This is a genomic window from Micromonospora sp. A3M-1-15 (genome assembly GCF_024213425.1).
In the GTDB taxonomy this organism is placed as follows: domain Bacteria; phylum Actinomycetota; class Actinomycetes; order Mycobacteriales; family Micromonosporaceae; genus Micromonospora; species Micromonospora chersina.
This window is the reverse complement of record NZ_JANAVK010000002.1, coordinates 942,919-964,923: the sequence shown is the minus strand read 5'-3', so window position 1 is coordinate 964,923 and position 22,005 is coordinate 942,919. Positions and strand designations below refer to the sequence as shown.

At 72.5% G+C, this 22,005-nt stretch carries 22 protein-coding genes; 9 read left to right on the top strand and 13 right to left on the bottom strand.

The window, feature by feature from the left end; translation table 11 throughout:
• Positions 1-5: 5 nt before the first annotated feature.
• The 3 genes from NLX85_RS14310 to NLX85_RS14300 form a co-directional block, all read right to left on the bottom strand.
• Positions 6-1,796: a 3-hydroxyacyl-CoA dehydrogenase family protein gene (locus NLX85_RS14310; RefSeq protein ID WP_254335225.1), complete on the bottom strand. Its 1,791-nt coding sequence runs from the start codon at positions 1,794-1,796 to the stop codon at positions 6-8.
• Positions 1,797-1,916: 120 nt separating this feature from the next.
• Positions 1,917-2,981, bottom strand: a complete 1,065-nt coding sequence (locus NLX85_RS14305) for an alpha/beta hydrolase (RefSeq protein WP_254335224.1) — start codon at positions 2,979-2,981, stop codon at positions 1,917-1,919.
• Between the two features lie 86 nt (positions 2,982-3,067).
• Positions 3,068-3,526, bottom strand: a complete 459-nt coding sequence (locus NLX85_RS14300) for an FHA domain-containing protein (RefSeq protein WP_254335223.1) — start codon at positions 3,524-3,526, stop codon at positions 3,068-3,070.
• Positions 3,527-3,777: 251 nt separating this feature from the next.
• Here NLX85_RS14300 and NLX85_RS14295 point away from each other — a divergent pair, with 251 nt between their 5' ends.
• Positions 3,778-5,280: an aldehyde dehydrogenase family protein gene (locus NLX85_RS14295; RefSeq protein ID WP_254335222.1), complete on the top strand. Its 1,503-nt coding sequence runs from the start codon at positions 3,778-3,780 to the stop codon at positions 5,278-5,280.
• Positions 5,281-5,298: 18 nt separating this feature from the next.
• On the opposite strand, the gene nucS is transcribed toward NLX85_RS14295, so the two are convergent.
• Entirely contained in the window at positions 5,299-5,958 is a 660-nt protein-coding gene (gene nucS / locus NLX85_RS14290; RefSeq protein WP_254335220.1) for an endonuclease NucS, read from the bottom strand.
• A 71-nt stretch (positions 5,959-6,029) separates the two neighbouring features.
• Between nucS and NLX85_RS14285 the strand changes: the two genes are divergently transcribed.
• Positions 6,030-6,647 carry a DUF4126 domain-containing protein gene (locus tag NLX85_RS14285; RefSeq protein WP_254335218.1) on the top strand — a complete coding sequence of 206 codons (618 nt, stop codon included), beginning with the start codon at positions 6,030-6,032 and terminating at the stop codon, positions 6,645-6,647.
• Between the two features lie 51 nt (positions 6,648-6,698).
• Here the strand turns inward: NLX85_RS14285 and NLX85_RS14280 are convergent, their stop codons facing one another.
• A complete protein-coding gene (locus NLX85_RS14280; protein ID WP_254335216.1) occupies positions 6,699-7,247 on the bottom strand; it encodes a hypothetical protein in 549 nt (182 codons plus the stop codon).
• 843 nt (positions 7,248-8,090) lie between these two features.
• Here NLX85_RS14280 and NLX85_RS14275 point away from each other — a divergent pair.
• A complete protein-coding gene (locus tag NLX85_RS14275) occupies positions 8,091-8,387 on the top strand; it encodes a DUF1540 domain-containing protein (RefSeq protein ID WP_091318783.1) in 297 nt (98 codons plus the stop codon).
• 91 nt (positions 8,388-8,478) lie between these two features.
• Here the strand turns inward: NLX85_RS14275 and NLX85_RS14270 are convergent, their stop codons facing one another.
• Positions 8,479-10,485 carry a protein meaA gene (locus tag NLX85_RS14270; protein ID WP_254335214.1) on the bottom strand — a complete coding sequence of 669 codons (2,007 nt, stop codon included), beginning with the start codon at positions 10,483-10,485 and terminating at the stop codon, positions 8,479-8,481.
• A gap of 151 nt (positions 10,486-10,636) precedes the next feature.
• Between NLX85_RS14270 and NLX85_RS14265 the strand changes: the two genes are divergently transcribed.
• Both NLX85_RS14265 and NLX85_RS14260 read left to right on the top strand, forming a co-directional pair.
• A complete protein-coding gene (locus tag NLX85_RS14265; protein WP_254335212.1) occupies positions 10,637-11,482 on the top strand; it encodes an ABC transporter ATP-binding protein in 846 nt (281 codons plus the stop codon).
• Complete coding sequence (locus tag NLX85_RS14260) at positions 11,482-12,327, top strand: ABC transporter permease (RefSeq protein ID WP_254335210.1); 846 nt, start codon at positions 11,482-11,484, stop codon at positions 12,325-12,327. Before NLX85_RS14265 ends, NLX85_RS14260 begins: the two co-directional genes overlap by 1 nt.
• Position 12,328: 1 nt before the next feature.
• Here NLX85_RS14260 and NLX85_RS14255 read toward each other — a convergent pair whose 3' ends face one another.
• The gene (locus NLX85_RS14255; RefSeq protein ID WP_254335208.1) at positions 12,329-13,282 is read right to left on the bottom strand and encodes a helix-turn-helix domain-containing protein; all 954 of its coding nucleotides are present in this window, start codon (positions 13,280-13,282) and stop codon (positions 12,329-12,331) included.
• 58 nt (positions 13,283-13,340) lie between these two features.
• On the opposite strand from NLX85_RS14255, the gene NLX85_RS14250 reads away from it, so the two are divergent.
• Positions 13,341-14,582 carry an MFS transporter gene (locus NLX85_RS14250; RefSeq protein ID WP_254335207.1) on the top strand — a complete coding sequence of 414 codons (1,242 nt, stop codon included), beginning with the start codon at positions 13,341-13,343 and terminating at the stop codon, positions 14,580-14,582.
• Between the two features lie 524 nt (positions 14,583-15,106).
• Positions 15,107-15,439, top strand: coding sequence for a hypothetical protein (locus NLX85_RS33665; protein ID WP_374628082.1), 333 nt, complete (start codon positions 15,107-15,109; stop codon positions 15,437-15,439).
• Positions 15,440-15,479: 40 nt separating this feature from the next.
• On the opposite strand, the gene NLX85_RS14240 is transcribed toward NLX85_RS33665, so the two are convergent.
• The gene (locus tag NLX85_RS14240; protein WP_107079575.1) at positions 15,480-16,328 is read right to left on the bottom strand and encodes a 3-hydroxyacyl-CoA dehydrogenase family protein; all 849 of its coding nucleotides are present in this window, start codon (positions 16,326-16,328) and stop codon (positions 15,480-15,482) included.
• Positions 16,329-16,404: 76 nt separating this feature from the next.
• Positions 16,405-17,844 carry a UDP-N-acetylglucosamine 1-carboxyvinyltransferase gene (gene murA / locus NLX85_RS14235; protein ID WP_254335203.1) on the bottom strand — a complete coding sequence of 480 codons (1,440 nt, stop codon included), beginning with the start codon at positions 17,842-17,844 and terminating at the stop codon, positions 16,405-16,407.
• Here murA and NLX85_RS14230 point away from each other — a divergent pair.
• Complete coding sequence (locus tag NLX85_RS14230) at positions 17,843-18,415, top strand: cob(I)yrinic acid a,c-diamide adenosyltransferase (RefSeq protein ID WP_254335202.1); 573 nt, start codon at positions 17,843-17,845, stop codon at positions 18,413-18,415. The genes murA and NLX85_RS14230 overlap by 2 nt on opposite strands.
• Positions 18,391-18,810 carry a VOC family protein gene (locus NLX85_RS14225; protein WP_254335201.1) on the top strand — a complete coding sequence of 140 codons (420 nt, stop codon included), beginning with the start codon at positions 18,391-18,393 and terminating at the stop codon, positions 18,808-18,810. The genes NLX85_RS14230 and NLX85_RS14225 overlap by 25 nt, the downstream gene beginning before the upstream one ends.
• 63 nt (positions 18,811-18,873) lie before the next feature.
• On the opposite strand, the gene NLX85_RS14220 is transcribed toward NLX85_RS14225, so the two are convergent.
• From NLX85_RS14220 to NLX85_RS14205, 4 genes are all read right to left on the bottom strand, one after another.
• Positions 18,874-19,422, bottom strand: coding sequence for a hypothetical protein (locus NLX85_RS14220; RefSeq protein WP_254335200.1), 549 nt, complete (start codon positions 19,420-19,422; stop codon positions 18,874-18,876).
• Positions 19,423-19,837: 415 nt separating this feature from the next.
• Positions 19,838-20,293: a DUF2550 domain-containing protein gene (locus NLX85_RS14215; protein ID WP_254335199.1), complete on the bottom strand. Its 456-nt coding sequence runs from the start codon at positions 20,291-20,293 to the stop codon at positions 19,838-19,840.
• A 12-nt stretch (positions 20,294-20,305) separates the two neighbouring features.
• Complete coding sequence (locus NLX85_RS14210; RefSeq protein ID WP_091318756.1) at positions 20,306-20,584, bottom strand: F0F1 ATP synthase subunit epsilon; 279 nt, start codon at positions 20,582-20,584, stop codon at positions 20,306-20,308.
• Positions 20,585-20,720: 136 nt separating this feature from the next.
• On the bottom strand, positions 20,721-21,866 hold the full coding sequence (locus tag NLX85_RS14205; protein ID WP_254335198.1) for an LCP family protein: 1,146 nt from the start codon (positions 21,864-21,866) through the stop codon (positions 20,721-20,723).
• Between the last annotated feature and the right edge of the window lie 139 nt (positions 21,867-22,005).

Below are 22,005 nucleotides of genomic sequence, written 5' to 3'. Positions count from 1 at the left end.
CCGGATCAGCGCTTCGTGTGGTCGCGGAAACCGCGGCCGCTCTTGCGGCCCAGGTAGCCGGCGGTCACGAGGTGCTCCAGCAGCGGCGCGGGGGCGAAGCCCGGCTCGCGCAGCTCCAGGTAGAGCTCCCGCTGGATGGCCAGTGAGACGTCCAGGCCGACCACGTCGAGCAGCTCGAACGGGCCCATGGGGTAACCGCAGCCGAGCTTCATGGCGTAGTCGATGTCGTCGGCCGTCGAGTAGCTGGCCTCCAGCATCTTCACCGCGTCGTTCAGGTACGGGAAGAGCAATGCGTTGACGATGAAGCCGGACCGGTCGCCGCAGACCACGCCGGTCTTGCCCAGCGCCGCGCAGACCGCCCGGGCGGTGGCGCTGGTCTCCGCCGAGGTGCGGATGGTCTGCACGATCTCCACCAGCGGCATGATCGGCGCCGGGTTGAAGAAGTGCAGGCCGATCACGTCGGCGGGCCGCTGGGTGGCCATCGCCACGTCGATCACCGGCAGCGACGAGGTGGTGGTGGCCAGCACGACGCCCGGCTTGCAGATCTCGTCGAGGCTGGCGAAGAGGGCCTTCTTGACGCTCAGCTCCTCGACCACCGCCTCGACCACCAGGTCGACGTCGGCCAGGTGGTCCAGGGTGGCCGACCAGGTGACCCGGCCGAGCGCCGCGTCCCGGTCGGTCTCGCTGAGCTTGCCCCGCACCACGCCCTTGTTCAGCGAGGTCTTGACCGCCTCGCAGACCTTGGCAGACTTCTCCGCGCCGCGGGTCACCGAGATGACCTCGTAGCCGGCCTTGGCGAAGACCTCGATGATGCCGGTGGCCATGGTCCCGGAGCCGACGATGCCGACCTTGGCGATCGCCCGGGCGCCGTCGGCGAGCGCGGCGCCCGTGGTGACCGGGGTGTGCTCGTCGGGTACGACCACCGGGGAGCCCGGCCGCTCGTAGGTGTAGAAGCCGCGGCCGGACTTCCGGCCGAGCAGGCCGGCCGTGACCATCTGCTTGATCAGCGGCACCGGGGCGTGCCGGCGGTCGCGGCCGCCGCGCCGGTACATGGTGTCCAGAATCTCGTACGCCGTGTCCAGACCGATCAGGTCCATCAGCGCGAGCGGGCCCATGGGCAGGCCGCAGCCGAGCTTCATGGCGGCGTCGATGTCCTCGCGGGTCGCGTACCGGGACTCGAACATGCTGACCGCGTGGTTCAGGTAGCCGAAGAGCAGCGCGTTGGCGATGAACCCGGCCCGGTCGCTGATGGTGACGTCGACCTTGCCGAGCCGCTCGCAGAGCGCCTCCACGTCGGCCACCACGTCGGCGGAGGTGACCACGGTGCGGACCACCTCGACCAGCTTCATCACCGGCGCCGGGTTGAAGAAGTGGATGCCGATGACCTGGTTCGGCCGGGTGGTGGCGACCGAGATCTCGGTGACGCTCAGGGAGGAGGTGTTGGTGGCCAGGATCGCCTCGGGCTTGCAGACCCGGTCCAGCTCGGCGAAGATCCGCTGCTTCAGGTCCAGGTGCTCGGGCACCGCCTCGATCACCAGGTCCACCGAGTGCAGGGCGTCCAGCCCGACCTGCCAGTCGACCCGGGCCAGCAGCGCGTCGCGGTCGGCCTCGGCGAGCTTGCCCTTGGCCACGGCCCGGTCGGTCGAGCCGGTGAGGGTGACCCGGCCGCGCTCCACGGCGGCCGCGGAGATCTCGACGGCCACCACGTCGATGCCGTTGCGGGCGAACACCTCGACGATGCCGGCACCCATGGTGCCCAGACCCACCACACCCACACTGGTGAACTCGCGCGCCACGACCGGCCTCCCCTTGGTCAACTCCGCCGGCATTGAACGGCGGCTAAGGTTATGCGCCGGAGTCTGCCACGTGACGCTGAGTTGTCGAGACGCCGTGGGATATTTCACGCACCACGCCGGTCAGACGCCCGTGGGCACCCCCGCCAGTGCCAGCAGCGCGGCCACGAACTCGGCCGGCCGCTCCAGGTGCGGGCTGTGCCCGCAGCCGGGCAGCACCACCTCCCGGTACGTCCCGCCGGCCGCCGCGTACCCGTCGAGGACCGCCCGGGTCTGCCCGACCATCGGCTGCGGCGGGCAGTCCGCCGACCCGGGCCAGCCCGGCACCACCCCGAGCGACCCCAGGTACGCGAGGTCGAACAGCGAGGTGTCCGAGACGATCACGTCGGCGTCGCCGCGTACCCAGGTCACCGGCGGCTTGGCCGGGACGGCGACCAGCTCGTCGGCGAGCCGGAAGTGGGCCGGCGCCAGGGCGTTGAGCACACCGCGCTCCCCCGCGGCCGTGCCCGGCCAGTGCGCCGAGGCGACCGCCGTGCCGGGGTAGTTGTCGTCCCCCGTGGCGGTGGTCAGCATGCTCTCCAGCAGCAGGTCCTCGTCCGCGCCCAGTGACGCCGGGTCGGCCACGTACGCCGAGCGCAGCACGTTGCGCGGGCTGGTCGGGCCGTCGGCGCCCCGGTCCCGCGCGGCCAGCCGGGCCACGAAGTCGGGGTTCGCGGTGCCCGCGCCGGTGCCGGCGAAGTCGGGCGTGGTGGGGGTGCCGTCGAGGTCCCGGGTCCCGCCGAAGCCGTACGGGGAGACCGGCGCCTCCAGCAGCAGCCCGGCCACCCGGTCCGGGCGGTCGACCAGCAGCCGCATGGCCACCCCGCCGCCGAGCGAGTGCCCCACGACGACCGGCCGGGCGCCGGGGGCGAACAGCCCGGGGGCGTCGAGCAGCGCGGCCACGTCGTCGGCGAAGTCGCCGAGGCCCCGGGTGGCGTCGACCGGGGCCGTGTCGGTCTCGCCGTATCCGCGCAGGTCGGGGGCGACCACCCGGAGGGTCTCCGGCAGCCGGGGCAGCAGTGGCTCCCAGAACGCGGCGGACGACACGTTGCCGTGCACCAGCAGCACCGGCACGCCGTCCGGCGGGCCGGCCACCCGGACCGCCTGGTTGATGCCGTTGGCGTGGACGGTGTGTCGCTCGCTCCGCATCCGCGCATGCTGGCACGGCCGTCCGCGACCGGTCCATGTGGGCGGTCCCCATCCGGCATCGGCGGAGGGTGTGGTGGGACCCCGGGTCAGCGGTGCGCCTCGACCGCCAGGGGCAGCGCGCCGCGGGCCTCGACCGGCGGCCGCGGCGTCGGCGGGACCGGCAGGGGCAGGGTGGGCCGCTGGTCGCGGCGCGGCTGCCCGAAGCTCATCCCCACCGGGTCGGTGCGGGCCACGCCCGGGTCGAAGAAGCGCAGGTCGGTGCGGCCCAGCCGGATGACGTCGCCGTCGGCGAGCGGGACGCTGCCGGCGATCCGCTGGTCGTTGAGCCAGGTGCCGTTGGTCGAGCCGAGGTCGGTGAGCACCACCCCGTCGGGGGTGGCCTGCACCGTGGCGTGCCGGCGGCTCAGGTGCGGGTCGGCCAGCACGATGTCGGCGCTCGGCGCCCGGCCGACCAGCTGTGGATCCCGACCCACCCGGAAACTCAGCCCCCGCATCGCCCCGCCCGACACCGTCAGCAGCGGCATCAGTTCCGGATGCTCCTCCATGGACAGTCGACCTCCACCCCACCGTCGCTCCGCGGCGTCAGCCTGCCACCTCACGGTAATCGCTCCCACCACCGCGCGGTCACCCCCGTGACCCCGGCCGGCCATCTCCTGTTCAACGTTTCGGCGGGCGCCACCGGTTCAATCGGCGGCACGTCCGTCGATCCCGCCGGGCCCGCGGCACCGCCGACCTGGGCAGAGTACGGGCCGCTCGGGACCTACCGGTGAGTAACGCTCAGGTCTAGACTTCGGCCATGACGGCTGTGCGTGTCCCGGGAACCCCGCTCATCGAGGACGGTCGACTGGTGTCGACGAGCCCGGCGACCGGCGAGGAGGCCGGACGGCTCCCGGTGGCGACCGAGGCCGACGTGCGGGCCGCGGTGGAGCGGGCCCGCACCGCCGGCGACTGGTGGGCCGGGCTGGGCTTCGCCGGCCGGCGCGACCGGCTGCTGCGCTGGCGCGGCGTGCTCGCCCGCCGGATGGAGGAACTGGCCGACCTGGTGCACACCGAGGGCGGCAAGCCGGTCGGCGACGCCGTGGTGGAGATCCTCACCGCGCTGGAGCACATCGACTGGGCCGCCCGCAACGCCCGCCGGGTGCTCGGGCCGCGCCGGGTCCGCTCCCGGCTGATCCTCGCCGAGTTCACCGGCCACCTGGAATACCAGCCGTACGGGGTGGTCGGGGTGATCGGCCCCTGGAACTACCCCGTCTTCACCCCCATCGGCTCCGCCGCGTACGCCCTGGCCGCCGGGAACGCGGTGGTGTTCAAGCCCAGCGAGTACACCCCGGCCGTCGGGCAGTGGCTGGTGGACCGGTTCGCCGAGGTGGTGCCGGAGCAGCCCGTCTTCCAGGCGGTGCACGGGCTCGGCGACGTGGGCGCGGCGCTGTGCCGCTCCGGCGTGGCGAAGCTGGCCTTCACCGGTTCGACAGCCACCGCCAAGAAGGTCATGGCCGCCTGCGCCGAGACGCTGACCCCGGTGCTGCTGGAGGCGGGCGGCAAGGACGCCATGATCGTCGACAGCGACGCCGACCTGGACGCCGCCGCCGAGGCGTGCGTCTGGGGCGCGCTGACCAACGCCGGCCAGACCTGCATCGGCATCGAGCGGGTCTACGCGGTCGACCAGATCTTCGACGCGTTCGTCGACAAGGTGGTGACGAAGGCCGGCCGGCTCACCGTCGGCCCCGACGGCGCCGACATCGGCCCGATCACCATGCCGTCCCAGGTCGACGTCATCCGCCGGCACATCGACGACGCGGTGGCCCGCGGCGGCCGGCCGGTGCTCGGTGGCCCCGAGGCGGTCCAGCCGCCGTACGTGCACCCGACCGTGCTGGTCGACGTGCCCGAGGACTCGGCCGCGGTGCGCGAGGAGACCTTCGGGCCGACGCTGACCGTCAACCGGGTCCGCGACGTGGACGAGGCCGTCGAGCGGGCCAACGCCCTGTCGTACGGTCTCGGTGGTTCGGTCTTCGGCCGCAAGCGGGCCGTGGCCGTCGCGCGGCGGCTGCGCTCCGGGATGGCCTCGGTCAACTCGGCGCTGACCTTCGCCGGCATGTCCACGCTGCCGTTCGGCGGTGTCGGCGACTCCGGCTTCGGCCGCATCCACGGCGAGGACGGGCTGCGCGAGTTCGGCCGGGCCAAGTCGGTCACCCGCCGCCGGGCCCGGTCGCTGCTGCCCTCCATGACCTTCGAGCGCACGCCGGCCGACGTCGCCCGCCTGGTCAAGGCCGCCAAGCTGATGTACGGCCGGGGCCGCTGACGACCCCGGCCCGCCCGCTCAGAACAGGGTCAGCTCGTCGCGCTCGATGCCGCGCAGCCGGTCGTAGTCGACCACCACGCAGCGGATGCCACGGTCGGTGGCGAGCACCCGGGCCTGCGGCTTGATCTCCTGCGCCACGAACAGCCCGGTGACCGGGGCGAGCAGCGGATCGCGGTTCATCAGTTCGAGGTATCGGGTGAGCTGCTCGACGCCGTCGATCTCGCCGCGCCGCTTCACCTCGACCGCCACGGCGCCCTGGTTGGCGTCCCGGCAGAGCAGGTCGACCGGGCCGATCGCCGTCATGTACTCCCGCCGCACCACCGTGAAGCCCTCGCCGAGGGTCTCCGGGTTCGCGGCCAGCAGCTCCTGCAGGTGCGCCTCGACGCCGTCCTTGCGCAGGCCCGGGTCGACGCCCAGCTCGTACGAGGTGTCCTGGAAGACCTCCTCCAGGGTGATGCGCAGCTCCTCGCCGGCCTTGTTGACCACCCGCCACACGCCGGGGGCCTCCTCCAGCCGGCACGGCGGGCTCATCCAGTTCAACGGCTTGTACGCCCGGTCGTCGGCGTGGATCGACACCGACCCGTCCGCCTTCACCATGAGCAACCGGGTGGCCGGCGGCAAGTGTGCCGACAGTCGTCCGACGTAGTCCACCGAGCACTTCGCAATCACCAACCGCACCCGACGAGGGTAGCGGAGCACCCGGCGGTCGCCGACGAGCGCCACTGGCGTACCGGTGCGATATTGAGATCGTGCTCGAAGTCCTCACCGGTTCCGGCCTCGCCGCCTCGGCGGGCCTGAACGCCTACATCCCCCTCCTGTTGATGGGTCTGCTCGCGCGCTACACCGACCTCATGGAGCTGCCGAGCGGCTGGCAGTGGCTGGGCAACGGGTGGGTCCTGCTGATCCTCGCCGTGCTGCTCGCCGTCGAGGTGGTGGCCGACAAGGTGCCGGTGGTCGACCACGTCAACGACGTGGTGCAGACCGTGGTCCGGCCCACCGCCGGCGGGCTGGCCTTCGGCGCCGGCTCCAGCTCGGAGACGGTGACGGTCAGCGACCCGGACACCTTCTTCTCCTCGCACCAGTGGGTGCCCGTGGTGGTCGGCGTGCTCATCGCGCTGGGCGTGCACCTGCTCAAGTCGGCGGCCCGGCCGGTCATCAACGCGACCACCGCGGGGTTCGGCGCCCCGGTGGCCAGCACCGCCGAGGACGCGACCAGCGCGGTCATGTCGGTGGTGGCAATCCTGCTGCCGGTGCTGGTGCTGGTGTTCCTGGTCCTGCTCGTGGCGTTCTTCTTCTGGTTCCTGCGGCGGCGTCGTGATCGGCGCCGGGAACGGCAGGCGGCTCGGGCCGCCGGGTTCCGGGTCTAGAGACGCCGAAGGCCGGCACCCGCTGGGGTGCCGGCCTTCGTGTCGTGGATGTCAGCTGTTCCAGTTGTGGGCGACGATGTCGGCGGCCTGCTGCTCCCACTGCGCGTACGCGTCCGGGTAGGCCGAGACCTGCACGGTCTGGGCGGCCTCGGTCAGCGGCATGTCCTGCCAGCCGTCGACCTGCTTCAGACCCTTCAGGAACGCCAGGGTGGAGTACTCGGGGTCGGTGATCTGCTCCGGCGTGCCCCAACCCGAGGACGGGCGCTGCTGGAACAGACCCAGCGAGTCGTGGTCATTGCGGTCGCCGAGGTGGCCCAGGTTCTCCAGCTTCGACTCCTGCAGGCTGGTCGCGATCGAGATGACCGCCGCCCGCTCCGGCAGGCCGGCCTTCTTCGTCGCGGCGATGATCGCCTTGGCGTTGGCGGTCTGCTCGTCGTTCAGGTCGATCTTCGACTGCGCGCCCTGCACACTCACCGCGACCGGCTTCGTGCTGTGCACCGGGGCGGCGTCGGCGTGGGCGGCGATCGGACCGGCGAAGACGCCACCGGTGAAGGCCAGACCAGCAATACCGAGAACGCTCTTACGCAGCATCGTGTTCATGAGGGAAAGCTCCATTCGGGGGTTGGCGCACACGCCGATGGGGGTCGACCGGTGTGCGCAAGCACCGTCAGGCGCTCAAAAAGGGGGGAAAGTCTTGGGGGATCCGGCGTGCGGGGCAGAGCCTCTTCGTCGCGCCGGGACCATGTACAACGACCGGCGGCCCACCATCATTCCGGGGCCGGCACACCCACCTCCCCGGCGGGGCGGTCCACCGGGGGGCGGCGGCCACCTCGCCGGGCGAGGCGTCTTCCTCGGTCGTTCACCCGGATACAACGACGCCCACCCGCCCGCCATTCCGCCGCCAGGGTGCCGCCGACCACCCCCAAAACGGACACCCCGCCCAGGCCGCACCAGTCGAGTGGAACACCATGGGTGCAACCGGGCCCCGGAGACACCCATGACGTTCCACCCAACGCCGGCGCACCACCCTCGGTGGAACAGCATGGAGGTATCCCGGCCCCGGAGACATCCATGGCGTTCCAGCCGCTCGGTGGGCAGGGGTGGGAACCGGACATCCGCTCCGGACCGGAGTTGGTCGGGAGCCCATGCAGTTGGGCGGAATGCCGGGTTTCGACCTCGCGCGTCTACCGGCGGTCACCGCCCTTCGCCCCGGGACGCCGGCCGGGACGCCCATTTGGCGGCCACTGCGTGTGGTCGGCCGGAAGATGGACTGCAGATCGCCGAGGTGGGAGTGCGGCACCGGCCCGATACCCGGCGTCTCGGCGTTGCTGGAGTCGGTCCGGCGGGAGGGGCACTCGACAGCGTGACCCCGGGGCGGATCGGCGGTCCAAGACCGGACGAATGCCTACATTTGTGGCTGACGTCCAGAGGAGGGCCGGAGAGATGACCGCGTCGATGGAGATGCCCCGGGTCCAGGAGTGCGCCGTCAGGTCCTGCGCCTACAACCACACCAACGACTGCCACGCCTTCGCGATCACGATCGGCAGCAGCGACCACGCGCACTGCCACACCTTCATCGAGATGCCGGTGCGCGGCGGCGTCGAGCAGACGCTCGCCCAGGTGGGCGCCTGCCAGCGGGCGGACTGCCGCCACAACTCCGACCTGGAGTGTCACGCCCCGGCGATCACCGTCGGTCCGGACATGGACCTGGCGGACTGCCAGACCTACGCCAGCCGCTGACCGGGGTCGGGTCCGCCTCCGCCGGCCCCGACGCCGCCGGCCCCGACGGACATCGGGGGCGCCGGGCCGCGCGGAAGGTGCGGACGCGAGCTCAGGACAGGCCGTTGGACTCGCGGATGACGGTGACCAGGTCGTCGATGATGCCGGTCAGCGCGAAGTCTTTCGGCGTGAACACCCGGGCCACCCCGGCGGCCCGGAGCGCGTCCGCGTCGACCGCCGGGATGATGCCGCCGACCACGACGGGCAGGTCGGCCCGCCCGGCGGCGCGCAGCCCGTCCAGCACGGCGGGCACGGCGGCCAGGTGCGAGCCGGAGAGCACGGAGAGGCCGACCAGGTCGACGTCCTCCTCCACGGCGGCCGCGACGATCTGCCCGGCGGTCAGCCGGATGCCCTGGTAGACCACCTCGAAGCCGGCGTCGCGGGCGCGTACCGCGATCTGCTCGGCGCCGTTGGAGTGGCCGTCCAGGCCGGGCTTGCCGACGAGCAGCCGAAGCCGACCGCTGCCCAGCTCGCGGGCGGTGGCGGCGACCCGCTCCCGGACCGCGCCCAGGCCGGCGTCGCCGCCGGCGCCGGCCGCGCCGGCCAGACCGGTGGGCGCCCGGTACTCGCCGAACACCTGGCGCAGCGCGCCGGCCCACTCGCCGGTGGTCACGCCGGCCCGCACGCACTCCAGCGTCGCCGGCATGAGGTTCTGCGTGGTCGCGGCGTCCGCGCGCAGCCGGGCGAGTGCCGCGTCCACGGCCGCCGTGTCCCGGCCGGCCCGCCACTCGCGTACGGCGGTGGTGGCGGCCGCCTCGACGGCGGGGTCGACCTGCTCGATGGCCTCGGCGCCGGCCGCGGTCAGCGGCGACGGCTCGGTCTCGGTGAACCGGTTGACGCCGACCACCACGTCGGCGCCGGACTCCATCCGCCGGCGCCGGTCGGCCAGCGAGGCGACGAGGGCGCTCTTCAGGTAGCCGGTCTCCACGGCGGCCACCACGCCGCCCATCTCCAGCACCTTCTCCAGCTCGACCCGGGCCCCGGCGACGATGTCGTCGACAAGCGCGGTCATCACGTGCGAGCCGTCGAACAGGTCCGGATATTCGAGCAGGTCCGACTCGTACGCCAGCACCTGCTGCATGCGCAGCGACCACTGCTGGTCCCAGGGGCGGGGCAGGCCGAGCGCCTCGTTCCAGGCGGGCAGTTGCACGGCCCGCGCCCGGGCGTCCCGGGACAGGGTGACGCCGAGCATCTCCAGCACGATGCGCTGGATGTTGTTCTCCGGCTGCGCCTCCGTGAGGCCCAGCGAGTTGACCTGGACGCCGTACCGGAAGCGGCGCTGCTTCGGGCTCTCCACGCCGTACCGGTCGCGGGTGATCTCGTCCCAGAGCGCGCCGAACGCGCGCATCTTGGCGATCTCCTCGACGAAGCGCACCCCGGCGTTGACGAAGAAGGAGATCCGCTGGACCACGTCGCCCATCCGCTCGGCGGGCACCTGGCCGGAGTCGCGTACCTGGTCGAGCACGGCGACCGCGGTGGCCAGGGCGAAGCCGACCTCCTGCACCGGCGTCGCGCCGGCCTCCTGGAGGTGGTACGAGCAGATGTTGACCGGGTTCCACTTCGGCATCTCGCGCAGCGTGTACGCGATGATGTCGGCGGTCAGCCGCAGCGACGCCGCCGGCGGGAAGATGTACGTCCCGCGGGACAGGTACTCCTTGATGATGTCGTTCTGCGTGGTGCCGGCGCAGCGGGCCAGCTCGGCGCCCTGCTCGGCGGCGACCGTGCCGTAGAGGCCGAGCAGCCACATGGCCGGCGCGTTGATGGTCATCGAGGTGTTCATCTCGGCGATCGGGATGCCGTCGAAGAGGGCCCGCATGTCGCCGAGGTGCGCCACCGGCACGCCCACGCGGCCCACCTCACCGGCGGCCAGCTCGTGGTCCGGGTCGTAGCCGGTCTGGGTGGGCAGGTCGAAGGCGACCGAGAGACCGGTCTGCCCCTTCGCCAGGTTGCGGCGGAAGAGCGCGTTGGTGGCCGTGGCGGAGGAGTGCCCGGCGTAGGTGCGCATCACCCAGGGCCGGTCGCGCTCGGGCAGCCGCCCCGAAGGAGCCTTCTCGTCCATGGCCGGAGTTTAAGTTACCGTTCAGTAAAACGGGCTGTGGAAAACCACACAGGTCCATGGAGCGGACCGACGGGCACGAGCGGCGCGACATGGCCGACACCACCACACCCCGGGCCGCCGGTCGCCCCGCCGGAGTCGCACACTGGACGTCATGGATGACGAGCTCGCGATCTCCGTACGGGGACTGCGCAAGGCGTACGGCGACACCGTCGCGGTGGCGGGGGTGGACCTCGACGTCCGCCGCGGCGAGGTGTTCGCCCTGCTCGGCCCGAACGGCGCGGGCAAGACCACCACGGTGGAGATCCTGGAGGGCTACCGGCGGCGCGACGCGGGCGAGGTACGCGTGCTGGGCGCCGACCCGGCCCACCCGGCCGCCGGCTGGCGGTCCCGCGTCGGCATCGTGCTCCAGGGCACCGGCGAGTTCGACGAGCTGACCGTGGGCGAGGTGGTCCGGCACTTCGCCGGCTTCTACCCCGACGCCGACGACCCGGACAAGGTGGTCGAGCGGGTCGGGCTGGGCGCCAAGGCCAAGGCGCGCACGCACACCCTCTCCGGCGGGCAGAAGCGCCGGCTCGACGTGGCGCTGGGCATCGTCGGCCGCCCCGAGCTGCTCTTCCTCGACGAGCCCACCACGGGCTTCGACCCGGAGGCCCGGCGGGAGTTCTGGGAGCTGATCCGGGACCTCTCCGCCGCCGGCACCACCATCGTGCTCACCACCCACTACCTCGACGAGGCCGAGGCCCTGGCCGACCGGGTCGGCGTGATCGCCGCGGGCCGGGTGATCGAGGTGGCCCCACCGAACCGGCTGGGCAACCGGCAGGAGGCGCTGGCGACGGTCTCCTGGCGTACCCCGGACGGGACGCCGGAGACGGCGGAGACCGCGACGCCGACGGCGCTCGTGGCGGAGCTGGCCGCGCGCTTCGGCGGCGAGGTCCCCGGCCTCACCGTGACCCGGCCGACCCTGGAAGACGTCTACCTGCGGATGATCGGACACTGATGACGACCACCACGAAGCCGGCCGCCCCGGTCGCCGCCGCCCCGGGTCGCCGGCCGGGCGGGGCCGCGCTCGCCCTGCGGCAGGGCCGGCTGGAGATCACCCAGTTCCTGCGCTCCCGGGAGTCCGTCGTCTTCACGATGGGCTTCCCGGTCATCATGATCCTGATCTTCGCGGCGATCTTCAACGACGAGATCGCCCCGGGCGTCAGCTACACGCAGTACTTCATCACCGGCATGATCGCGACCGGCCTCATGACGGTGAGCTTCCAGAACCTCGGCATCTGGATCCCGATCGAGCGGGACCGGGGCGTGCTCAAGCGCTACCGGGGCACCCCGATGCCGAAGTGGGTCTGGTTCGCCGGCAAGGTGCTCATGGTGGTGGCCATCGGCATCGCCGAGACCGCGCTGCTGCTCGCCGTGTCGGTGGCGCTGTTCGACCTGAAGCTGCCGGCCACCGCCGCCAAGTGGGCCACCTTCGGCTGGGTCGCCGTCCTCGGCGTCACCGCCTGCACCCTGTGCGGCATCGCCATCTCCTCGCTGGCCCGCACCGCCCGCAGCGGCTCGGCGGTGGTCACCCCGGTGGCCCTGGTCCTCCAGTTCATCTCCGGCGTGTTCTTCGTCTTCACCAGCCTGCCGAGCTGGATGCAGCAGGTCGCCGCGCTCTTCCCGCTCAAGTGGATGTGCCAGGGCCTGCGGTCGGTGTTCCTGCCGGACAGCTTCGGCGCGCAGGAACCGGGTGGCTCGTTCGAGCTGGGCCGCGTCGCCCTGGTCCTCGGGCTGTGGTGCGTGATCGGCCTGGTGCTCTGCCTGACGACCTTCCGCTGGACCACCAAGCGCGACGGCTGATTCACCCGCCCGCGACGAGCGTGGCACCGAGCGGCGTACGCCAGTAGAGCACCTCGCGCCCGGACCGCCGCTTGCCGACCGCGCCCGCGTCGAGCAGCACCCGCAGGTGATCGCTCACCGTGCCGAGGGACAGCCCGGTCACCACCACGAGCTGCGAGGTGCTCAGTGGCGCGTCGAGTCGGGCCAGGATGTCGGCCCGGTTCGCGCCGATCAACCGGGCGAGGCCGTCGGGCGCCGGTGAGGTGGGGTCGACCAGGATCCCGCGCGCCGGATAGACCATCCCGAACCGGGTGGGCATGTCCCACACCACCCAGCCGCGGCGGCAGTGGGCCGGCAGGAAGATCAGTTGCTCGGCCTCGTGCAGCGACAGCGGCGGCTCCGGGTAGTCGTTGACCTGGAGGCGACCGTCGCCCAGCCACCGCACGTTGCGGTTGATGTCGGCGAGCGCCCCGGCCCAGCCGCGGGCGCTCAGGGCGGCGGTGCGGGCCACGATGTCCGCCCGCAGCCGGCGTTCCCGCTCCGGCCACTCCGGCGCGACGGTGTGCGTCCAGACCCACTGGAGGAGTTCCACCACCTGCCCGGTGAGGCCGGCCGCCAGCAGCTCGGCCGCGAGCGGTCCCGGGCGGGTGGCATGCAGGTCGGACCGGATCCGCTCGTCGGGCAACCCCTCGACGGCCGCCAGCTCCGCCGCGAACGTGGGTTCCGCCGAGGCGGGCGCGATGGTGAGGAAGTCCGCGATCCACCGGAGGTTGAACGACGCCGTCACCAGCGCGCTGGCCACCGGCCGGGCGGCCAGCATCCCCCGGAACGCGTCGACGTGAGGTCGTCGCCAGGCGTGCTCCCACGGGACATGCGGGAAAAGGAGCGCCTTCAGCGCCGCGACCGTCTCGGCCATCGGCGAGACCGTGAACCGGCTCCGCGCGACCAGATCGGACGGCACCTGCCAGACGCCCACGTTTCGCCTCCAGACGTAACTCTAGGGGATCGGCCGGGGGCCTGCGGACCATGCCCGGGTGAGAACGTACGCAGAACTGTTCGCGGTCCGGGAGTTCCGCAACCTGTTCCTGGCGAACTGCGCCGGGATCGCCGCCCACACGACGTCGGCGCTGGCCCTGGGCGCGCTGACCTACGCGGCGACCGGCTCGGCGCTGCTCACCGCCCTGAGCATGTTCGGCGCACCGCTGGCAGGTGTCCTCGGCAGCCTGACGTTGCTGTCCGCCGCGGACAGCGTGCCGCCCCGTCGGGCGCTGACCCTCGCCGCCCTCCTGGCCACCGCCGGAGCGGCGCTGCAGGCCGTGCCCGGGCTGCCGCTGTGGGCCCGCTTCGCGGTCATCTTCGCCATCGCGTACGTCGGCTCGATCGCCGGCGGTGCCCGGTGGGCACTGCTCACCGACATCGTGCCGGTCGACGCCTACGTGCTGGCCCGCGCCACGATGAACACCAGCGTCGGAGTCATGCAGATCGCCGGGTTCGGGCTGGCCGGCGTCCTGCTCGTCTGGCTCAGCCCGTACCAGGTGTTCCTGCTCGCCCTGGCCCTGCGTGCGGTGTCCGCGGCGGTGGGCTGGTTCGGGCTCGCCGAGCGTCCGGCCCGGGCCACCGGGCGGGTGACGGTCGCGCGTACCCACCTCGTCACCCGGACTCTCTGGGCCGACCCCGGTCGCCGGTCGCTTCTCCTCAACCTCTGGGTGCCCGGCGGCCTGATCGTCGGTTGCGAGGCACTGTTCGTCCCGTACGCGGGCGAGCGCGCCGGCTTCCTGCTCGCCGCCGCCGCCCTCGGCATGCTGATCGGGGACGTGGTGGTGGGGCGGTTTCTGACGCCGGCCCGCCGCGAGCGGTGGGTCCACCCGCTGCGGCTGCTGCTCGCCGTTCCGTACCTGGCCATCCTGCTGTCGCCTCCGCTGCCGGTGGCCATGGCCGTCGCGCTGATCGCGTCGGTCGGCTACGCCGCCACCCTGCCGTTGCAGGAGCGGCTGATCGCCCACTCGCCACCCGAGGCGCGTGGCCAGGTGCTCGGCCTGCACGGCAACGGCATGCTGGCCGCGCAGGCGGTGTGCGCCGCGCTCGCGGGCGCGGCCGCAGACCTCGTCGCGCCGTCCCGTGCCGTCGCGTTGGTGGCCGCCGCGGCGCTGGCCGCCACCGTCGCGCTCACCCCCGGCCTGCGCCGGACCGCACCCGGAACCGCCCCGCTGCCCCGCGCGGGCGGTGGCGACTCCGGCGAGCCGACCAGGTCGGGGCCGGCCACGACGGTCCGGTGAACGACGGCCACCCGGTGGTCACCCGCAGGTGGCACACTCGCCGGCATGGCGCACATCCTGACCCGGCGCACGCTGCTGGGCGCCGCAGCCGGCGTGGCCGGCGCCGCGGTGGTCGGCGGGCTCGCCGCACGGCAACTGGCCGAGCCCCGGCCCGGGCCGGCGCCCGCCGTGCCCGACGCGCCGGCCGGGGACGAGCGCCTGATCCGCATCCGGTCGGGGGCCCGCGGCAGCGAGGTGGACTTCTGGACGGCCGTGCCCGAGGGGTACGGCGACGGCCGCGGCCTGCCCGTCTGCCTGGTGCTGCACGGCGCCTCGGCCACGCCCCGCGACTACGGCCGGTTCGGGCTGGCCCGGTTCCTCACCGACGCGGTACGCCGCGGCGCCCCGCCCTTCGCGCTGGCCGGGGCGACCGGCGGCCGGCTCTCCTGGCGCCGCTCCGGCGACGACGACCCGCAGCGGATGGTCCGGGAGGAGGTGCCCACCTGGTGCGCCCGGCGCGGCTTCGACAGCGGCCGGCTCGCCGTGTGGGGCTGGTCGATGGGCGGGTTCGGGGCGTTGCTCTCGCCGAGGCGTACCCGGAATGGCTGCGCGCGGTGGCCGCCTTCTCCCCCGCGGTCCGCCCGGGCGACGCGGTCTTCACCGGCGTGGACCGGCTGCGCGGCACCCCCGTCGGCCTCTGGTGCGGCCGGCAGGACAACTTCCTCAAGGACGTCCGCGCGCTGGCCCGGGCGCTGCCCGAACCCCCGGTACGCGCCGCCTGGGCCGACGGCCGGCACAACTTCGCCTACTGGGGCACCGTCATCCCGGACGCGTTCGCCCTGCTCGGCGCGGCCCTCACCCCGCCCCGGAAGGCGTGACGCCCCCGACCGGGGCGGCCGGGGGCGTCACGCGCACGGATCAGTAGCTGTAGAAGCCCTGGCCGGTCTTGCGGCCCAGGTCGCCCGCGGTGGCCATGCGCTGGAGCAACTCCGGCGGGAAGAACTTCTCGTCGGCGGTGTCGGTGTAGATGTTCCGGGTGGCGTTGAGCAGCACGTCCACGCCGGTCAGGTCGACCGTGGCCAGCGGGCCCATGGCGTGGCCGAAGCCCAGCTTGCAGGCGGTGTCCAGGTCCTCGGCGGAGATCACGCCGGCCTCGACCAGCTTGACGGCCTCCATGGCGAGGGCGCAGATCAGCCGGGTCGTGACGAAGCCGGCGATGTCCCGGTTGACCACCACGACGGTCTTGCCGATCTCCTCGGCGAACGCCTTGGCCGTCGCCAGGGCCGCGTCGCTGGTCTTGTAGCCGCGGACCAGCTCGCACAGCTTCATCATGGGCACCGGCGAGAAGAAGTGGGTGCCGACGACCGACTCCGGGCGCTCGGTGGCGGTGGCGATCTGGGTGACCGGGATGGCCGAGGTGTTGGTGGCCAGCACCGCGTCGGACTTGCAGATCTTGTCCAGCGCCCGGAACACCTCGTGCTTGATCTCGATCTTCTCGAAGACCGCCTCGACGACGATGTCCGCGTCGGCCGCCGCCTCCAGCTCGGTGGTCGGGGTGATCCGGGCCAGGGTCGCCTCGACCTCGGACTCCTCGATCTTCCCCTTCTCGGCGAACTTCTGAAGCGACTTCCGGATGCCGTCGACGCCCCGCTTGGTGGCCGCGTCGTCCAGGTCGCGCAGCGTCACCTGCCAGCCCGCCTGCGCCGCCACCTGGGCGATGCCCGAGCCCATCAACCCGGCACCGACGACCGCGAGTCGACCCGCCATCTGCTTCTCCCTCGCTGAAATGAGTGTCTGCGAGCACCCTAATCCGCGAGGCTGAACGACTGCTAAGGCGGCCCTCTCAGATGGCGAGGTCGGGCTCCTCCGGGGCGGTGCCGCGTTCCACCTCGACGCCGAGGGCCCGCAGGTCGGCCACGAAGTCCGGATAGCCGCGGTCGACGTGGTGCACGTGGGAGACCTCGGTGACCCCGTCGGCGCAGAGCCCGGCGATGATCAGGCCGGCGCCGGCCCGGATGTCGGTGGCGCGTACCGGGGCGCCGGAGAGGCGCTCGTGGCCGCAGACCAGGGCGTGGTGGCCGTCGGTCCTGATGTCCGCGCCGAGCCGCATCATCTCGTTGGCGAACATGAACCGGCCGTCGAAGATGTTCTCGGTGATCAGCGAGGCCCCGTCGCTGACCGCGGCCAGCCCGATCGCCATCGGCAGCAGGTCGGTGGCGAAGCCCGGAAAGGGCAGGGTGACCACGTCGACGGCCTTCGGCCGGTCGTCCATGCGTACCCGGAAGGCGCCGCCCCGGGTCTCCACCAGGCCGCCGGCCGAGACCAGCTTGTCCAGCGCGACCTCCAGGTAGGCCGGGTCCACTCCGGTCACGGTCACGTCGCCGCGGGTCATGGCGGCGGCGAACGCCCACGTCCCGGCGACGATCCGGTCCCCCACCGTGGCGTGCCGGACCGGGCGCAGCGCGGGCACCCCGGTGATGTGCAGGGTCGACGTGCCGGCCCCCTCGATCCGGGCCCCCATCCGGTTCAGCATGGTGCAGATGTCGACGATCTCCGGCTCCCGGGCCGCGTTGTCGATCGTCGTGGTGCCCCGGGCCAGCACCGCCGCCATCACCAGGTTCTCGGTGGCGCCGACGCTCGGGAAGTCCAGCAGGATGTCCGCGCCGTGCAGTCCGTCCGGTGCCTCGGCGATGACGAAGCCGTGCTCGCCGGAGATCTCCGCGCCCATCCGGGCGAGCCCGGCGATGTGCATGTCCAGACCCCGGGAGCCGATGGCGTCCCCACCGGGGTGGGCCACCCGCACGTACCCCCGGCGGGCCAGCAGCGGCCCGAGCACGCAGATCGACGCGCGCAGCCGGCGGACCAGGTCGTAGTCGGCCTCCGCGCCCGGCTGCTCCGGCACGTCGATCACCACCGACCGGGACCGTTCCACCCCGCCGCGGGCCACCATGGGGTCGACCGGGTCGTCGGCGGCGAAGCGTACGACGCAGCCGAGCCGGCGCAGCACCTCCCCCATGATGGCGATGTCGGTGATCCGCGGGACGTTGGTGATCACGCTGCGCCCCGGGGCGAGCAGTGCCGCCGCCATCAGCTTCAACGCCGAGTTCTTCGCCCCGACCACGTGCACGGTGCCGGCCAGCCGGGCCTCACCGAGCACCCGGATGACGTCGACGTCGTTGACCGCCGGGTCGCCGGCGTCGCCCGGCCCCACCCCGACCGGCCAGCCGGCGCGGGCCGGCCGCGCCGGGATCGTCAGGTCCGGTATCCGTAGGCTGTGCGTCATGGCCGTCCACCTCACGCGCATCTACACCAAGGCCGGCGACGCCGGCATGACCAGGCTGAGCAACAACGAGCAGGTGCCGAAGACCGATCCGCGGATCGCCGCGTACGCGGACGTGGACGAGTGCAACGCCGCCATCGGCGTCGCGCTCGCCCTGGGGCAGCTCCCCGACGAGCTGCGGGCGGTGCTGGGGTCGATCCAGAACGACATGTTCGACGTCGGCGCGGACCTGGCGACCCCCGTGGAGCCGGACCCGAAGTACCCGCCGCTGCGGGTCACCGAGGAGTACGTGGAGCGCCTCGAGGGCTGGTGCGACGAGTACAACGCGCGCCTGAGCAAGCTCGACTCCTTCATCCTCCCCGGCGGCACCGCTGGCGCGGCGCTGCTGCACGTGGCACGGACGACCGCCCGGCGCGCCGAGCGTGCGGCGTGGGCGCTTGTCGCGCACGACCCGGACCGGACCAACACGCTCCCGGCAAAGTATCTCAACCGGCTCTCCGATCTGCTCTTTATCCTGTCAAGAACGGCAAATCCGGATGGGGATGTGCTATGGGTGCCGGGCGGCAAGCGCTGACCGTCGGCGCGCTGCACCACGTGGAGGTGTGGGTACCCGATCTCGCCGCTGCCAGGCGTAGTTGGGGCTGGCTCCTCGGCGAACTGGGCTGGACGCCGTACCAGGACTGGCCGGCCGGCCGCTCCTGGCGGCTCGGCCCGACGTACCTGGTCCTGGAGGAGTCGCCGGCGCTCACCGGGCGCGCGCACGACAGGTGCGCTCCGGGCCTCAACCACCTGGCCTTCCATGCCGGCCCGCCGGCCGCCGTGGACCGGCTGGTCGCCGCCGCGCCCGGGCACGGGTGGGAACTGCTCTTCCCGGACCGGCACCCGCACGCCGGCGGCCCGGAGACCTACGCCGCCTACCTCTCCGACACCCAGGGGTACGAGGTCGAGCTGGTCGCCGCTGTCGACTGACCGGAGACGCCGCTGGCCGGCACCCCATGGTTCGGGGTGCCGGCCAGCGTTCGTTCGTGTGTGTCAGCTGTTCCAGTTGTGGGCGACGATGTCGGCGGCCTGCTGCTCCCACTGCGCGTACGCATCCGGGTAGGCCGAGACCTGCACGGTCTGGGCGGCCTCGGTCAGCGGCATGTCCTGCCAGCCGTCAACCTGCTTCAGACCCTTCAGAAACGCCAGGGTCGAGTACTCGGGGTCGGTGATCTGCTCCGGCGTGCCCCAACCCGAGGACGGCCGCTGCTGGAACAGACCCAGCGAGTCGTGATCGTTGCGGTCGCCGAGGTGGCCCAGGTTCTCCAACTTCGACTCCTGCAGCGACGTCGCGATCGAGATGACCGCCGCCCGCTCCGGCAGACCGGCCTTCTTCGTCGCGGCGATGATCGCCTTCGCGTTCGCGGTCTGCTCGTCGTTCAGGTCGATCTTCGACTGCGCGCCCTGCACACTCACCGCGACCGGCTTCGTGCCCTGCACGGGGCCGGCATCGGCGTGGGCGGCGACGGGACCGGCGAAGATGCCACCGGTGAAGGCCAGACCAGCAATACCGAGCACGCTCTTACGCAGCATCGTGTTCATGGGGGGAAGCTCCATTCGGGGGTTGGCGCACCACGCCGATGGGGGTCGGCGGTGCGCAAGCACCGTCAGGGCGCTCAAAAAGGGGAAAGTCTTGGGGGATCCGGCGTGCGGGGCAGAGCCTCTTCGTCGCGCCGGGACCAGGTACAACGACCGGCGGGCCACCATCATTCCGGGCCCGGCCACCCCGCCTGGCGGGGCGCCTTCCTCGGTCGTTCACGGGGATACAACGACCCCGGCCCGGCGGCCATTCCGCCGTCATGGTGCGGCCGACCACCCCGGAAACGGACATCCGGCGCAGACGACCCCGGTGAGTGGAACGCCATGGAGGTAACCGGGCGCCGGAGACACACGTTGCGTTCCACCGAGGCCGGCCACCGGGCGGAAAACGGACATCGACCCCACGCGCGGGCTCGGGTCAGGCGGCGGGCCAGTCCTGGGAGGCCAGACGCGGCGAGGCCGCCCCGGGTGGGGCGGCCTCGAGCCAGGAGAGGAAGCCGGTGACCGTGGACCGCGCCATGGCGATCTCGACCGGGGCGTGGTTGCTGGTGCAGCGCAGGATCACCCAGTCGGCCGGCATGGAGAGCCGTTCCTGGCCCTCGGGCAGCCGGCGCCGCTCCACGGCCAGCGTCTTGCGGGAGAGCACCCGCTTGGGACGCAGGGCGAAGCTGAACATGCGGTACCAGCGGAGTTCGTCGCCGACGAAACGGCCGAAGCCGGGAGACCAGCCTCGGCCGTCGAGGATCGTGGAGACCCGGACGCTGAGCCGGATGATGCCTCCGCTGCGGGTGTAGAGGGCCCGCCGGATGAAGAGGATCAGAAGCGCCGCGAGGACGACCGCGACGCCGATTCCGATCCCTTCCACGATCTCCATCGGCGGGTCGGCTCAGCGCGCCGGAGTGGCCGGGGTGGCGCTCTCGGCGAGGACGGTCACGCCCTCACCGGACACCGACAGGAAGCCGCCCGCCACGTCGTACGCGAGCTGCTCGCCGCCGGCCTGCTTGATGCGTACCTGGCTGGGCTCCGCGAGCTGACCGAGCAGGGGCGCGTGCCCCGGCAGGACACCCAGCTCACCCTCGGTCGTCCGGGCGACGACCATCTCGGCCTCACCGGACCAGACCTTCTCCTCGACGGCTACGAGCTCGACGTGAAGCTGCTGTGCCACGCTGTCTCCTTGCTGCGGCGGCGGATTGCCGAAAGTCTAGTCGCGCCCCCCGGGCCCACCCAACGCGGGTGGCGAGAGCTGTGCCACGGTCATGCCAACGGGCCCCGGCACCCGCCGGGGCCCGTTGGCGCTCACGCTACTTGCTCTTCTGCTTGAAGTCGGGGTGCTCCAGCAGGAACGCGTCGACCTGCTCGTTGCGCAGCGCCGCGAAGAAGTCCTCGGCGGGGGGCAGCAGTTGTTCCCCCTGGTATCCCCGGCCGGTCTCGACCGGGCCGCCGGGCAGCTTGATCGTCTCGATCGAGTCGGCCCGGATGCCCTTGAGGGCGAGCGCGAAGTCGACCACGCTGTTGCCCCGGCCGTTGAAGACCAGCGACTGGCCGGCCGCGCGGAGCACCCGGTCCAGCTTCACGGGGTTGGCGACCACGTCCGCGCTGAACGCCTGGCTCACCATGGCCTTGACGAACTGCTGCTGGTGCCGCTGCCGGCCGTAGTCGGCGTCCGGCACGCCGTTGCGCGGGTAGCGCTGCCGGACGTAGTCCAGCGCCTGCCAGCCCTTGAGGTGGGCGTTGCCCTTCTTGTAGACGGCCTGCGGGCCGAGGTAGCTCCCGCCGCCCGGCTTGAGCTGGCGCGGGGTGCCGTCAGGCTGGAGGTGCTCGGACTTGACGTCCCGCTCGATGTACATGTCGACGCCGCCCATGGCGTCGACGATCTTCTTGAAGCCGGTGAAGTTGATGATCGCGCCGGCGTCGAAGCGCTTGATCCCGGTGACCTGCTGCACGGTCTTGGCGAGCAACTCGAAGCCCTGCGCCGCGCTCGGGTTCTGCCCGGGGACCGCGCTGCCGTGCGACATGGCGGCGTTGAGCCGGTCGGTGGCGCCGGAGTAGTCGGCCTTCGGGAAGGCGGGGATCTCGACCCGCAGGTCGCGGGGCAGCGAGAAGAGGTAACCCCGGTCCATGCCGGCCGGCACGTGCAGGATCATGATCGAGTCGGCGAGGGGGCGGGCCGTCGGGTTGCGGGGGTCGATGCCCACCAGCAGGATGTTCAGCGGGCCCTTGATGTCGCTCTTCTTCTCGTTGGCCCCGGCCGCCTGGTCGCCGAAGAGGTCGCCCTTGCCGACCGCGCCCTCGTAGCGGGCGACCAGCGCGTGGTAGCCCACCAGCACGGAGCCGCTGAGCACCATCATGACGACGCCGAGGATGGTGCAGACCCGGGCCCACCGCGGCACGCCGCGCCACATGGACCGCTTGCCGCGGTCCGTGCCGGCCTTACCACCCACGAGCATCTCCCATCGTCACGCCCACGACTGGTAGACGGGCGCACGGGTCCGTTTCGTTGCAAGAGATCAACGGTCATGACGTGAACGTCGTGTCACGAACGGTACCGCGCGGTCTGCCGAACCGCTTGCCGGAGAACCGGGCATC

Coding starts and splice junctions, on each gene's coding strand:
- NLX85_RS14305 (WP_254335224.1), bottom strand. CDS start 2,981: ATGCGGAGCGAGCGACACACCGTCCACGCCAACGGCATCAACCAGGCG.
- NLX85_RS14300 (WP_254335223.1), bottom strand. CDS start 3,526: ATGGAGGAGCATCCGGAACTGATGCCGCTGCTGACGGTGTCGGGCGGG.
- NLX85_RS14295 (WP_254335222.1), top strand. CDS start 3,778: ATGACGGCTGTGCGTGTCCCGGGAACCCCGCTCATCGAGGACGGTCGA.
- NLX85_RS14280 (WP_254335216.1), bottom strand. CDS start 7,247: ATGAACACGATGCTGCGTAAGAGCGTTCTCGGTATTGCTGGTCTGGCC.
- NLX85_RS14275 (WP_091318783.1), top strand. CDS start 8,091: ATGACCGCGTCGATGGAGATGCCCCGGGTCCAGGAGTGCGCCGTCAGG.
- NLX85_RS14270 (WP_254335214.1), bottom strand. CDS start 10,485: ATGGACGAGAAGGCTCCTTCGGGGCGGCTGCCCGAGCGCGACCGGCCC.
- NLX85_RS14265 (WP_254335212.1), top strand. CDS start 10,637: ATGGATGACGAGCTCGCGATCTCCGTACGGGGACTGCGCAAGGCGTAC.
- NLX85_RS14260 (WP_254335210.1), top strand. CDS start 11,482: ATGACGACCACCACGAAGCCGGCCGCCCCGGTCGCCGCCGCCCCGGGT.
- NLX85_RS14240 (WP_107079575.1), bottom strand. CDS start 16,328: ATGGCGGGTCGACTCGCGGTCGTCGGTGCCGGGTTGATGGGCTCGGGC.
- NLX85_RS14230 (WP_254335202.1), top strand. CDS start 17,843: ATGGCCGTCCACCTCACGCGCATCTACACCAAGGCCGGCGACGCCGGC.
- murA (WP_254335203.1), bottom strand. CDS start 17,844: ATGACGCACAGCCTACGGATACCGGACCTGACGATCCCGGCGCGGCCG.
- NLX85_RS14225 (WP_254335201.1), top strand. CDS start 18,391: ATGGGTGCCGGGCGGCAAGCGCTGACCGTCGGCGCGCTGCACCACGTG.
- NLX85_RS14220 (WP_254335200.1), bottom strand. CDS start 19,422: ATGAACACGATGCTGCGTAAGAGCGTGCTCGGTATTGCTGGTCTGGCC.
- NLX85_RS14215 (WP_254335199.1), bottom strand. CDS start 20,293: ATGGAGATCGTGGAAGGGATCGGAATCGGCGTCGCGGTCGTCCTCGCG.
- NLX85_RS14205 (WP_254335198.1), bottom strand. CDS start 21,866: ATGCTCGTGGGTGGTAAGGCCGGCACGGACCGCGGCAAGCGGTCCATG.